Raw genomic sequence first — 12,538 nt, forward strand, 5'->3', positions numbered from 1 at the left:
CTCCCCCAACATCCCCCCCCCCGAGTTCACCCCCCGGCAGACGCCGGTACAACCGGGGTTTGCTTTCAACGAGGGCAGGTTTCCCCCCCCTGTTCGCGATGAGGCCAGGGAGTCGGCGCCTCGGTTCGACCGCGGGTTCGAACCGGCCGTCGCCCCCGCGTGGTGCGAAGAGATCGCCAGCCCCTCTTCCCCTACATCCCCCCCGGCCAACAACCTCCCCTTGGGCAGCGCCATCGGCCAGATCGACAATGCCTACATCGTCGCCGACCGGGGCGACGCCCTGGTGATCGTCGATCAACATGCCGCCCACGAGCGGATCGTCCTTGAAGAACTGCGCCAGGAGCGGCGCGAGGGGGTGGTGGCGGCCCAGGGGCTGCTGCTGCCGGTCATCCGCGAGGTCTCCTTGGCCGATGAAGAGCGGCTGGAGCAGGCTCAAGATGAGCTTTCCGCCCTGGGGGTGCGCATTGAGCCGATGGGGCGGCGGCGCTGGGTACTGGCAGCGATACCGCAGGCGCTGGGACAGGTCGACCCCGAGGGGTTCTTCACCGAACTACTGGGCGATCTCTCTGAAGGGGGGCGTGGCGATGCCATTGCCGAACGATTGCTGCAACGCTGGGCGACCTGGGCCTGCCACCACTCGGTGCGGGCGGGACGCGCCATGGGGCTAAAGGAGTGCGACGCCATCCTGCGCGCCATAGAGCAGACCCCCTTGTCGGGGCAGTGCAACCATGGCCGCCCCACCCATGTGGTGCTGGATCGGATCACCCTCGAAAAACTGTTTCATCGCAGGTAAGGAAAACGCTTCTTGAATGTAGGAGCCCGGTCTCCGGGCGATACAAGCGCCACCACCCACTCAGCCACTCGCTTTTGCGACAGGGCACCAATGCATCGATGCCGTCTTTTTCATCGTTGAATCGCCCGGAGACCGGGCCCTACAAACCCATCGTAAAGTCATGTCCCCACCCCTCGTCGTTCTCATCGCCCCCACCGCCTCGGGTAAAAGCCGCCTAGCCGCCCTGGCTGCGGCCCAGGCTGGTGCCAGCGTGGTCAACATGGATGCCCTGCAGCACTACGCCGGGATGGCGGTCGGCACCGCCCAACCCGACAGCGAAGAGACCCGTTTGGCCCCCCACCTTGGCTACGGCTGGCTCGACCCGGCCCAGCCCTTCTCGGTGGGGCAGTACCTAGAGCGGTTTGTCCCCATCGTTCAGGCGGAGCTGGCCAAGGGGCGCGGCGTGGTGTTGGTGGGGGGGACGGGGCTCTACCTCAACGCTCTGCTGTTCGGCATCGCCGACATTCCGGCAATCCCCGAAACGGTGCGGCGACAGGTGTTGGACGATCTAGAACGGGAGGGGTCCGAGGCGACCCATCGCCGCTTGGCGCAGCTCGATCCCGAAACGGCGCGGCGCCTGCATCCCGCCGACCGACAGCGGGTGGGCAGGGCGCTGGAGGTGGCGCTGGCCACCGGAACCCCTTTAAGCCAATGGCAGCAAGCCACCCACCCCCCCGACCTGCAATTAACGGTGGCCACCCTGGAGATCGACCGGGAAACCCTGGGAAGGCGCTCCGACCGGCGGCTTGAGGCGATGTGGAAGGGGGGCTTATTGGAGGAGGCGCGCACCTTGCTGGCGAGAGCCCTCGACCCCAACCTGCCTGCCATGAAGGGGCTGGGTTACCCCCATGCGCTCGCCTTTTTGCGCGGGGAACTGCAAGAGGAGGAGGCACTCGCCGCCGCCCAGCTTGGGACCCGGCAGTACATCAAGCGGCAGGAGACCTGGATTCGGGGCTTGATCCGCAAGGGGGTGGCATTCGAAAGACTGGAGGGCGAGCGAGGGGTGGCGCAGCTGGCAGGATTGCTGGGGGGATGAAACAGGACGGGGGGAGCCCCCCCCCACGCTATGTGCCTGATGTCGTGTTCACGCCCAACAGGGGCCAAACCTTGTCGTAACAGGGATGGCCCCGAGTATCGCGGGCCAGATCGGCCAGGGTTATCCCATCAAGCACCGCGATGAAGGCGTCCTTGGCCCGCTCGAAGGAATCCTTGATGGCACAGGCGAAGACCAGATTGCACACCGTGACTTTTTCTGGCCCCCCCTCCTTCATACATTCGGCAATGGCAAAACCGGGTTCGGTCAGGCGAACGACCTGCCCAACCCCGATCTCTCCAGGCGCCACCGCCAAACGGAATCCCCCCCCTTTGCCCCGCGAGGTTTCGAGTAATCCGGACCGAGCCAATTTGTTCACGACCTTGGTCAGATGGTTTTTCGAGACGTCGAAGGTTTCGGCAAGCTGGGAAACGGTGGTGGCGCAATCGGTGTGCATCGCCAGATACAGCAGCACCCGCAAGGCGTAATCGGTGTGGACGGTGAGTTGCAAGAGTGATCCTTTCAGTGAATTTCGCGCCGCATTCGGCTGGCAACGACGAATCTTAATATGCGTGGAAAATATTGATTTAGTTCGACTTTTTAGCCGCGACTTCTGCGGGCGAATCTTAGCCCGAGCCGATTGGGTTTTCCCACCCCCGCATCGCTTTCGTTGAGCCTGATTTGCGAATCGGCCAATCTTGAATGAGTCCCCCTGACGCTTGAGAGGCCCCCATGACCCACCGATTACACCGCTGGCTCGACGAGCCTGCCCCACCCGACAGCCCCACGGTATGGGAGATTTCCCGCTTTCTGGCCCAAACCCAGGCGTTGGTGGAGGGGCATTGGGATCGGGTGCTGCTGCGCGGTGAAATCCGCCAGCTTTCTGCCGCCACCAGCGGCCACGGCTACCTCACCCTGGTCGACGCCTCGGGGCAGCCGGGGTCGCTGGCCTGTGTGGTCTGGCGGGGGCAATTCGGTCGGCTTCGCTCGATTTTACGGGAGGGTGAAGAGGTGGTCGTCATGGGCCGCCCCACCCTTTATCCCCCAACCGGGCGGTTTCAATTTGTCATCGAGCAGGCCGAACCGGCAGGGGAAGGGCAGCGCCGCCTCGCTTTAGAGGCGCTACGCCGCAAGCTGATCGTCGAGGGGCTGATCGACCCCAACCGCCGCCGCCCCCTGCCCCCTCTACCCCGCATCGTCGGTCTGGTGGTCAGCGGCTCGGGGGCGGTGTTGCACGACATGCTGCAGGTCGCCGCCGAGCGGCTGCCGGTGCTTTTTCTGCACGCCGAGGCCCCCGCGCAAGGGGCGGAGGCAGTGGCGGGCAACATCGCCGCCTTGCGAGCGCTGATTGCCGACGGACGGGCCGAAGCCATCGTGATCGCCCGTGGAGGGGGGAGCAAAGAGGATCTGGCTGCGTATGACGAAGAGCCGCTGCTGCGGGCGGTGGCGGCCTGCCCGATTCCGACAGTGAGCGCCATCGGCCACGAGGTCGATTCCCCCCTACTCGACGAGGTGGCCGACGCCCGCGCCCCAACCCCCTCGGCCGCCATCGCCCTGTTGCTGCCCACCAAGGGGGAGCTCCACGAGCGGATCGGGATGCTGCAACGCCGTCTGCAACGGCGCACCGCCCACACGTTGTCGGAATTGGCGTTGGCCCAACAACGGCTGGCAGGCCGACTGAAGGACCCCCAAACCCTGCTCTTGCTCAGCCGCAGCCGTCTCGACCAGTGGCGCCGCCAAGCCCAGGAGGGGTGGCAACGGGCGCTGCGATCTCGCGAAACCGGGCTGGAGGGATTCAAGGCCCGCCTTCGCGCCGCCTCCCCCGCCACCGCATTGCACCGCCGGGCGCTGCACCGCCAGCAGCTCCAGTCCCGTCTCGACCGGGCCGCTGCCGCCTGTATTGCCGAGCCGAGGCAAAACCTATCTCGCCTAGAACGCCGTTTAGAACAGGGTTGGCGCACCCATCAGCCGCTGTTGCTGGCGCTGGACGAAACCGGCGCCGTGATCGACGCCGCCGCCCGATTGCGCGAGGGGCAAGCATTGACCCTGCGCTTTGCCGATGGCCGGGTCGGGGTGCGGGTGGAGGAGATCGAGAGGCGATAGGGGATTGACGCGCACCGAGGTTCTCCCTGAGCGCGCTGGAAGGTTTGGCCCCTTCATTCGCGGTCGGGCACAGATTGCAACGATCCGATCCGGCTCTTTGGGCGGGCGGGGGTTGAGGTCGCCGATTGCCCCTTCATTCGCGGTCGGGGACCGCTCCTACAAAAACCCCACCTCCAACCGTCATCTTCGCTTGTAGAAGGCCACTTCTGTGGCCGAAGCGAAGCTGCGGTGCTTCGGTCGGGCACAGGTTGCACCATCCGATCCGGCTCTTTGGACGGGCAGGGGTTGAGGTCGCCGAATTGCCCCTTCATTCGCGGTCGGGGACCGATCCTACAAAAAACCGCCCCCGACCATCATCTTCGCTTGTAGAGGGCCACTTCTGTGGCCGAAGCGAAGCTGCGGTGCTTCGGTCGGGCACAGGTTGTAGCCACGATCCGATCCGGCTCTTTGGACGGGCGAGGGTTGAGGTCGCCGATTGCCCCTTCATTCGCGGTCGGGGACCGCTCCTACAAAAATCCCGCCCCCGACCGTCATCTTCGCTTGTAGAGGGCCTCTTCTGTGGCCGAAGCGAAGCCGAGGTGCTTCGGTCGGGCACAGGTTGTGGCACCGATCCGATCCGGCTCTTTGGACGGGCGGGGGTTGAGGTCGTCGATTGCCCCTTCATTCGCAGTCGGGGACCGCTCCTACAAAAATCCCACCCCCGACCGTCATCTTCGCTTGTAGAAGGCCACTTCTGTGGCCGAAGCGAAGCTGCGGTGCTTCGGTGCTTCGGTCGAGCACAGATTGCAACGATCCGATCCGGCTCTTTGGACGGGCGGGGGTTAGGGTGGCGGGGTTGCCCCTTCATTCGCGGTCGGGGACCGCTCCTACAAAAATCCCACCCCCGACCGTCATCTTCGCTGTAGAGGGCCACTTCTGTGGCCGAAGCGAAGCCGAGGTGCTTCGGTCGGGCACAGATTGTGGCACCGATCCGATCCGGCTCTTTGGACGGGAGGGGGTTGAGGTCGCCGATTGCCCCTTCATTCGCGGTCGGGGACCGCTCCTACAGGCAAAGAGTCGCCGCCATCCCGGCATGAACTACCGGTTGAACGAGGCATGTAGGGGGCGACATCCACCTTACCCCCCCACCAAATCCCCCAGCCCCCCCACCTGCTGCGGATCGACCCCCAACCATCCCGCCGCCAACTTGAGCAGAGGCAACGGATCGCTCAGGCGGTCGCGCAGCGAGGGGGCGTTTCGCGATTTCGATAGCTTCTCGCCGTCTTCCCCAACCAGTAGCGGATGATGAACAAACCGCCCCGCCGCGAACCTTTCGGCCCCAAAAAGGGGGGCCATGCTGCGTTGCAGGGCGGTCGAGGGGGCCAGATCCTCGCCGCGCACCACCAAATTCACCCCCATGTCCCGGTCGGCCAACAGCGAGGCCAGCTGATAGGCCGGGTTGTCGTCCCGTGTCCAGAGCACCGGATCGCCCCGCTCCCACCCCGTCACCTCGCAATCCAGACGCAGCCGCAGTGCCGAATCGCCCGGTCGCAAAGAGTGGCCCGAATCCCGGCAAAACCCTGGATATGCCCCCTCGGCATCGACCTGCTGAATCTGTCGGCGCGAACAGGTGCAGGCAAAGAGGGGGCCGCCCTGCTGCCAAAGATTCATCACCTCTTGCCGGTAGGCGTCGCGGTGGCGATGGAAGGCGTGTTGGCGCTCGAACTGGTCGGGGGTGTTGGGCCCCTCGTCCCATTCGAGTCCGAGCCAATCGAGATCGCGGAAGATCGATTCCACGTATTCGGGGCGGCAGCGCTCCCGATCCATGTCGTCGATACGCAGCCAAAGCCGCCCACCCACCCGGCGGGTCAAAACCCAGGTGAGGATGAAATTCAGGGCGTTGCCCCGGTGCAGGTGGCCGCTGGGGGTGGGGGCGAGGCGGGAGACGACGGGAAGGGGCGGGTTCATGGCGTCGGCAGCATCGGGATCAATCAGTGGGTGGGTGTTGTCCCAGGAACGGCCCGGTTATCCTGCCTCATCCTTTTCGATCTTCAACCGCAGGGTGTCCCATGATCCATCATCTCGTTCTCTGGCAGGTTCGCGACGACGTCGCCGACAAGGCGGCCACCTTGGCCGAATTCAAGCAGCGCCTCGAAGCGCTGATCCCCCTTATCCCCGAAATCCGCCTCTTGCGGGTCGGCATCAACGAACTAGAGGGGCCGACCGCCTCCGACATCGCCCTGATCTCATCCTTCAACTCCTGGGACGACCTCGATGCCTACCAAAACCACCCCGCCCACCAAGAGGTGGTGGCGTTTGTGAAGGGGGTGGCGAGCGAACGGCGGGCGGTGGATTGGGCCGACTAAGGAAGCGCTGATTGAATAGCGCTTCCGAGCGACCCAGGGATGGGTCGCCAAATTCAGGAACGTCCGTGGGAGGCGACCCCGTCGCCGAAGCTCTGCTGATTTTAAACGCGATGCCTTTAATCGGCGTTTCCCTGAGGGGTGGTCCCTGGGGCCAAAGGGCTGTTCGTTGGCGCTTGAAGAAATGGTTTGGGCGTGCCTTCGCCATCACCTGGGGGACGGGCGATGCTGGCGATGCCCCAATCCCCGTCGCGCAACATGAAAACCCAACGTTCCAGCATAAGGTCACCATGAGCCCACTCGATCTGACCAGGCTTTTCGAGCCGTTCGACACCATGAGCTAACCGGTGCGCCGCCGCCTTTCACACCTCGCCCAAGGGGTGGTCGACGCCGCCATCGCCCGGATTCCCCAACCCCTACCCCCCCTGGAGCGGCTTCAAGCGGGCAAAATCGTCTCGCACCGGGGGGAGCGGGAGGGGGGGGCCGTCGAGAACACCTTGGCCGCCTTCGACCCGGTACTGGCGGCGGGGGTGTGGGGGCTGGAATTCGATGTGCGCTGGAGCAGCGACGGGATCCCGGTGGTCATCCACGACCCCGACGCCATGCGCTGCTTTGGCCGCCCCCTGATCGTCGCCCGCAGCACCTTTGCCCAAATCCGCGCCGCCGTCCCCGAAATCCCCAGCCTTGAAGAGGTGCTGGCCCGCTACGGCGGCAAGCTCCATCTGATGGTCGAACTCAAAGACGATCACCCCACCCACATCGTCCCCCGCCGCCAAACCTTGCAAAAGCTGCTCGCCCCCCTGACCCCCGGCGAGCAGTTTCACATCCTCACCCTCGATCCCAAGCTGCTGCGCTGGACCGACTTTTTACCCCCCGACGCCCAAGTTTTGGTCGGAACCGGCGGCATGGGCACCTTGAGCCGACACGCCCTGCGGGAGGGGCTCGGTGGGGTGGCGGGCCATTACCTGCTGATGTCGGAGCGCCACCAGCAGGCCCACACCGAGGCACGGCAACAGACGGGGGTCGGCTTTATCACCTCGCGCAACGGTTTAAAACGGGCGCTCAATCGGGGGGTGAACTGGATTTTTTCGAACCATGCGGTGCGGTTGGAGCGGTGGCGGCGGGGGATGGTGGAGGCAAGGAGAGGGTAACGATTGGAACCGCCACCAACCGACGCAACCCGCTTGTTCACCCATTGACGGCATGTCGCCACGAGGCTTGGCGACACCATGACCGCGATACGACAAACGGATCTTTTCGTGCAATGGCTTAACGCGCTTCGAAAGGTGCAAGCCAAGGGGAATCTCTAAGGAAGCGCTGATTTATTCGCGCTTCCGAGCGACCCAGGGATGGGTCGCCAAAATCAGGAACGTAAGTGACTGATTTTGCAAGCGAAGCAAAAACGACGTCGCCTCAAGGCGCCTACTTTTGGTTTTTGTGTAGCGTGCTGATTCAAGGCAGGAGCCTTGAATCAGCGTTTCCCTAAAATCGAACCGGCGCTTCCCGTGATTCGTGGCGGCAGTGGGGTATGGTGGTTGGTGGGGTTGGTCGCTTGCCAAGCCCATCATGCCCCGCTGCCAACGAGCAACGACGGCAATTCGAATACCTACTTTTACGCCGCTCGCGACGAACCTTTTTACGGCCGCGCCGAAGCGGGCGCCGCCGTGGCGAGGAGGAGACGAGGTCATGGAGGATCCCTTCTTGAAGGGCGTACATAATCCAAGACCAACCCGCCGCAGCCGCCACGCGGCCATCGGGTTCCACCCGAACCGTCACCCCTTGGACACCGACGAGGCACCCCCATGACCCTCTGGATCGCCCTGCTGCGCGGTATCAACGTCGGCGGCAACCACAAACTATCCATGAAGGATCTAACCGCACTGCTCCACGATTTGGGGGCTTCACAGGTCAAAACCTACATCCAAAGCGGCAACGTGGTGTTGCATCACCCCAGTCCCGACCGCCAAACCCTGGCCCAAGCCATCACAACCGCCATCGCCGAGGCCCACGGTTTCGCCCCCCATGTTTTGCTGTTGACCCACGCCGAACTGACCCGGGCCATGGACGCCAACCCCTTCCCCGGGGGGGTGCTTGATCCCAAATCGCTGCACCTGTTTTTCATGGATGCCCCGCCCCCGAACCCCGATTTGGCCGGACTCGAAGGGGTGCGGATCGGCTCGGAGCAGTTTGCCCTGCTCGGCGCGACGTTCTACCTGCTCGCCCCCGAGGGGATCGGCCGTTCCAGGCTGGCTGCCAAGGTCGAGCGGGCGCTGGGGATGGCGGCGACCGCCCGAAATTGGAACACCTGCCAGAAGATGCGGGATCTGGTCGACCACCTCGCCTGAAACCGCCCCCACGCTTCGCCCCCCACACCGTCGCGCCAACACGGGAGTCCTTCACATTGGCTCGAAGAGGGCTAGCATCAAGGGATCAAAGAACCACCCCCCATTGAAAGGTCGTCAGGAGGTCCGCCATGGACATCGCCCAAGTCCCCGCCAGTCGTGGAAAAGCCTGGTTTTCGCAAGGTTGGGCGCTCTACAAAAAGGCCCCACTCCCCTTCACAGTCATGGGGCTGATCGCCCTGTGCCTTCAGCTCATGGGCAGTTTCAATCCCATGCTTCAGGTGGTTGTCTGCCTGCTGTCTCCGGTGCTCCTGTCGGGGCTGTTTTGGGGGGCGCAGCGGGCCGAACGGGGGGAGTCGGTCGACATCGGTTTGATTTTTCAAGGTTTCCGCGAGAAGACCGCCCCCCTGCTCAAACTCGGGGCGATCATGCTTGGCTTTTTGGGGATGATTGTGTTGGTCCTGATCGTCACCATCGCCCCGGCGATGCTCGATGCCATCGCCCAGACGGGGATGACGCCTGGCGATATGGAGCAACCCATGACCCAGGAAGAGGCCATCATTCTGTTGAGCTCCATCTCATGGGGGGTGATCCCCCTGGTCGGTATGGTGGTGGCTGCGCTGCTCACGGTCGTGGCGACCTTGGGGCTGGTCTTCGCCATCCCACTGATCGTTTTTCACAACCTGGGCGCAAGCCCAGCATTTGGGGGCAGTATCAAGGCCAACCTGGTCGACTGGGCTCCCATCGGACTGGCCGGCATTTTTTGGCTGCTGTTGGCCATCCCTGCCACGATCACCTTCGTAGGGATGCTGGTCCTCTTCCCCGTGACCTTTTTGGCACTGTACGTCGCCCAAAAAGAGATCTTCCCCACCCCGCCAAGCGCTACAACCTGAGAACCCGAAAGAGCATCGATGCGGATCAATCCCCTGGGCCCCGTTCACGCCCTGCACTGGACCCGCGCGGGGTGGCAATTGCTCTGGTCGCGGGCCAGCGGCTGGCTGCTCCTCCCCTTCCCCTTCGTCCTACCCTGGTTGGGGGTGGCCGAACTCGAATTGGCGATTCCCGAACCCTGGAACGCCCTGACCCTGATCCTGCTGCCCCTCCTGACCGCCACGGTGTTGGTGGCGATGGGGCTGTTCGAGGGGCAGCTCCACCCAACGCTGGTTCCGGTTCTGCTTTGGCTGCGCCCCTTTTTGCCCCGTATCTTCACCCTGGGGGCGATTTACTGGGCGGTGGTCCATCTGCTGAGCGATTGGCCGGTTTGGCCTACCCTGGATCAGATCGTTTTGCTCCCCCCCAACGGACTGCTTTTTGAGGCATGGCGGGTGCTGACCCACGTGCTGCTCAGCGGGATTGGTCTACTCTGCCTGATGTTGATGATGTTCCGGCGCATGGCCCTGCTTCGCTCCCTGGCGTTGGCCCTCAAGGGGGCGGCGATCAACATGCTGCCGCTGGCACTGCTCGGGGCAATGACCTTTGCCTTGTTTATGTTCGGCGATTGGGGGGTGCGCATGGTGGCCGATCTACCCAACCGAACCCCCTCCTCTCTGCACCCAATCTGGCCCCATATGGCCCGGATGCTGGGGCTGCTTTGGGACTTTTTGGTGACCGCCCTGCTCTGCGCCATCACCTACTTCGCCTACCGCGACATCTACACCCCCCTTCCTGCTCGGTGATCGCCGGGGGGCGGGGGAGCCGCTATCCTTGCCCCCTCTTCCCCTTTTCTTCCTGTGCGGCGCCATGATCCCCCTTCAATCACCCTCCAAGCCCCAAACCCTAAACTTCATCGTCCCCCCCCACGACCAGGGGGACGCCTGCGATTTGCTGGCCGAGCAGACGGGGCTATCGAAAACCAAACTCAAAGAGGCGATGAACAAAGGGGCGGTGTGGATCAAACGGGGACGCAAAGAGGAGCGGCTGCGCAAGGCGACCTTTCAGGTTAAGGGGGGCGATCAACTAACCCTCTACTACGACCCGACGATCCTGGCCATCGAGCCCCCCCTGGCCGAATGCCTTTTCGACGGTACCCACTACTCGGTGTGGGATAAACCCCCCGGCCTGCTTGCCCAGGGAACCCGACAGGGGGATCACTGCGCTCTGCTGCGTCAGGTCGAAAAGCACCTGATGGGCCGCCGCGAGATTCCCCATCTGGTGCACCGACTCGACCGGGAGGCCGAGGGGCTGATGTTGATCGCCCACGGCGGGGCGGCTGCCGAGAAACTCTCGGCCCTATTCCGCGAAGGCAAAATCGCCAAACGCTACCGTATTCAGGTGCGGGGTAATCCTGCCGACACCCTGGGAAGCAACGGTTTGCTTGAAGAGCCTCTCGACGGCAAAACAGCCAAAACCGGTTTTTCGGTCGAGTCGTTCGACGAGCGACGCAACGTCGCTACCGTGATGGTCGACCTCTTCACCGGGCGCAAACACCAGATCCGCCGCCATTTTGAACTGGCCGGATACCCGGTCATGGGCGATCCCCGCTACGGCGAGAACAACAGCGACCCCGAGGGGCTGCGGCTGATGGCGGTGGAACTGCGCTTCGTCGACCCCTGGAATGGGCGAGATCGGTCGTTCGTCTTGCCTCCCGAACGGTTGCTGTTTTAAAAACCGGGCACGCCGCCGACCCTGTTCGCCCAACACCGGTCAACCCTGGATTGAACCACCCCCCCTTCGACCCGATCACCATAGGCCACGACGTGACCGACCCCTTTGAACCCTTCGACGTGGAGCTTCTAATCCGCCGCTCGGCCAAGGCGCGACGGCGACGCATTGTGGTCACCCCCGGCAAGATCGAGGTGGTCGCCCCCGAGGGGACCCCCGACCGGGAGATCCACCTGTTTTTGCGCCAGAAGGGGGAGTGGGTGCGCAGGCAGGTACGGCAAATGCAGCAACAGCGGGCATTGGTCCCCCCCCTTGCCCCCTCGGGGCTGCTCCACGGCGCTCATCTCCCCTACTTCGGCACCCTCTTGCCCCTCAAGATTGAACCGCGCCACGGCATCAACCGCCCCGCCATCGCGGTGGATGAGATGATCTCGGCCCACCTTCCAGCCCATTGGGATCACGACGTCCGGGCCCAAAAGTTGCCGGGGCTGCTCACCCAGTGGATGAAAACCGAGCTGCTTGCCGCCGCCCTGCCGCTGGCTCAGCACCACGCCGAGGCGATGGGGGTGGTTCCGGCGGGGCTACGGGTCAAGCAGCAGCGGCATTTGTGGGGCAGTTGCGGGCAGGGCGGGATCATCAACCTCAACTGGCGCCTGATCTTCGCCCCCCTGTCGGCGGTGGAATACGTAGTCGTCCACGAACTGGCTCACCTTCGCCACCGCAATCACTCCCCCCGTTTTTGGAGCATGGTCGAGCGCCACCTACCCGACTTCAGGGAGCGCCAGGAATGGCTCAAACAGCCCGAGAACATGGTGCTGTATCGGGCGTTTGAGGAGGCGTTGTAGGCGTTTTTTCTTGTCCATACCCCTCGGGAACAGCAAAGACCATCCCATGACCCCACCACCCCTGATCGACATCCACAACGCCACCATCCAGCGGGGCGAAACCGTTGTTTTTGAACACCTTAACCTGCGCCTGGAGCAGGGGGAGCACGCGGTCATCCTTGGCCCCAACGGGGCGGGCAAGACCACCCTGCTTAAACTGCTGGGGCGCGAGGTCTACCCGATGCCGGTGGCGGGCAGCCATGTCCACATTTTGGGCAAAGAGAACTGGGATGTGTGGGCGCTACGCCGCCATTTGGGGATTGTCTCGATGGATTTGCAGGATCAGGTCGAGCCCGACGTGCCTGGCTTCGAGGTGGTGTTGTCGGGGTTTTACAGCGCGCTGCGGCTTTTTGACTACATGACCTTTTCGGACGAGCAGCTTGAGCAGGCAGCACAGATCA

The 12,538-nt window shown here is 63.8% G+C and carries 12 protein-coding genes and 2 pseudogenes; 12 read left to right on the forward strand and 2 right to left on the reverse strand.

What is annotated here, in order from left to right:
- Both AUJ55_04270 and AUJ55_04275 read left to right on the forward strand, forming a co-directional pair.
- A pseudogene (locus AUJ55_04270) lies at positions 1–793 on the forward strand (hypothetical protein).
- Positions 794–953: 160 nt separating this feature from the next.
- Positions 954–1,868, forward strand: a complete 915-nt coding sequence (locus AUJ55_04275; protein ID OIO58960.1) for a tRNA (adenosine(37)-N6)-dimethylallyltransferase MiaA — start codon at positions 954–956, stop codon at positions 1,866–1,868.
- 28 nt (positions 1,869–1,896) lie between these two features.
- Here the strand turns inward: AUJ55_04275 and AUJ55_04280 are convergent, their stop codons facing one another.
- On the reverse strand, positions 1,897–2,376 hold the full coding sequence (locus AUJ55_04280; GenBank protein ID OIO58961.1) for a hypothetical protein: 480 nt from the start codon (positions 2,374–2,376) through the stop codon (positions 1,897–1,899).
- A 287-nt stretch (positions 2,377–2,663) separates the two neighbouring features.
- On the opposite strand from AUJ55_04280, the gene AUJ55_04285 reads away from it, so the two are divergent.
- Positions 2,664–3,968 (forward strand): exodeoxyribonuclease VII large subunit, encoded by a 1,305-nt coding sequence (locus AUJ55_04285; protein ID OIO58969.1) that lies wholly within the window; start codon positions 2,664–2,666, stop codon positions 3,966–3,968.
- A 1,116-nt stretch (positions 3,969–5,084) separates the two neighbouring features.
- On the opposite strand, the gene AUJ55_04290 is transcribed toward AUJ55_04285, so the two are convergent.
- Positions 5,085–5,915 (reverse strand): hypothetical protein, encoded by an 831-nt coding sequence (locus tag AUJ55_04290; GenBank protein OIO58962.1) that lies wholly within the window; start codon positions 5,913–5,915, stop codon positions 5,085–5,087.
- Positions 5,916–6,016: 101 nt separating this feature from the next.
- Between AUJ55_04290 and AUJ55_04295 the strand changes: the two genes are divergently transcribed.
- The 9 genes and pseudogenes from AUJ55_04295 (at position 6,017) to AUJ55_04335 (ending at position 12,538) form a co-directional block, all read left to right on the forward strand.
- Positions 6,017–6,313 carry a hypothetical protein gene (locus AUJ55_04295; GenBank protein ID OIO58963.1) on the forward strand — a complete coding sequence of 99 codons (297 nt, stop codon included), beginning with the start codon at positions 6,017–6,019 and terminating at the stop codon, positions 6,311–6,313.
- Between the two features lie 65 nt (positions 6,314–6,378).
- The gene (locus tag AUJ55_04300; GenBank protein OIO58964.1) at positions 6,379–6,654 is read left to right on the forward strand and encodes a hypothetical protein; all 276 of its coding nucleotides are present in this window, start codon (positions 6,379–6,381) and stop codon (positions 6,652–6,654) included.
- Between the two features lie 3 nt (positions 6,655–6,657).
- Positions 6,658–7,461, forward strand: coding sequence for a hypothetical protein (locus AUJ55_04305; protein ID OIO58965.1), 804 nt, complete (start codon positions 6,658–6,660; stop codon positions 7,459–7,461).
- A gap of 651 nt (positions 7,462–8,112) precedes the next feature.
- Positions 8,113–8,655, forward strand: coding sequence for a hypothetical protein (locus AUJ55_04310; protein OIO58966.1), 543 nt, complete (start codon positions 8,113–8,115; stop codon positions 8,653–8,655).
- A 128-nt stretch (positions 8,656–8,783) separates the two neighbouring features.
- A complete protein-coding gene (locus AUJ55_04315; protein ID OIO58967.1) occupies positions 8,784–9,545 on the forward strand; it encodes a hypothetical protein in 762 nt (253 codons plus the stop codon).
- 18 nt (positions 9,546–9,563) lie between these two features.
- On the forward strand, positions 9,564–10,328 hold the full coding sequence (locus AUJ55_04320; GenBank protein ID OIO58968.1) for a hypothetical protein: 765 nt from the start codon (positions 9,564–9,566) through the stop codon (positions 10,326–10,328).
- Between the two features lie 109 nt (positions 10,329–10,437).
- A complete protein-coding gene (locus tag AUJ55_04325) occupies positions 10,438–11,256 on the forward strand; it encodes a hypothetical protein (GenBank protein ID OIO58970.1) in 819 nt (272 codons plus the stop codon).
- 92 nt (positions 11,257–11,348) lie between these two features.
- Positions 11,349–12,098 carry a hypothetical protein gene (locus AUJ55_04330; protein OIO58971.1) on the forward strand — a complete coding sequence of 250 codons (750 nt, stop codon included), beginning with the start codon at positions 11,349–11,351 and terminating at the stop codon, positions 12,096–12,098.
- A 46-nt stretch (positions 12,099–12,144) separates the two neighbouring features.
- Positions 12,145–12,538 (forward strand): annotated as a pseudogene (locus AUJ55_04335) (hypothetical protein).

Source organism: Proteobacteria bacterium CG1_02_64_396, assembly GCA_001872725.1.
GTDB lineage: Bacteria > Pseudomonadota > MNWR01 > CG1-02-64-396 > CG1-02-64-396 > CG1-02-64-396.

What these genes read in the sequence shown, in the direction of transcription:
- AUJ55_04275 (OIO58960.1), top strand. Translation starts at nt 954, where the DNA reads ATGTCCCCACCCCTCGTCGTTCTCATCGCCCCCACCGCCTCGGGTAAA.
- AUJ55_04290 (OIO58962.1), bottom strand. Translation starts at nt 5,915, where the DNA reads ATGAACCCGCCCCTTCCCGTCGTCTCCCGCCTCGCCCCCACCCCCAGC.
- AUJ55_04295 (OIO58963.1), top strand. Translation starts at nt 6,017, where the DNA reads ATGATCCATCATCTCGTTCTCTGGCAGGTTCGCGACGACGTCGCCGAC.
- AUJ55_04310 (OIO58966.1), top strand. Translation starts at nt 8,113, where the DNA reads ATGACCCTCTGGATCGCCCTGCTGCGCGGTATCAACGTCGGCGGCAAC.
- AUJ55_04315 (OIO58967.1), top strand. Translation starts at nt 8,784, where the DNA reads ATGGACATCGCCCAAGTCCCCGCCAGTCGTGGAAAAGCCTGGTTTTCG.
- AUJ55_04320 (OIO58968.1), top strand. Translation starts at nt 9,564, where the DNA reads ATGCGGATCAATCCCCTGGGCCCCGTTCACGCCCTGCACTGGACCCGC.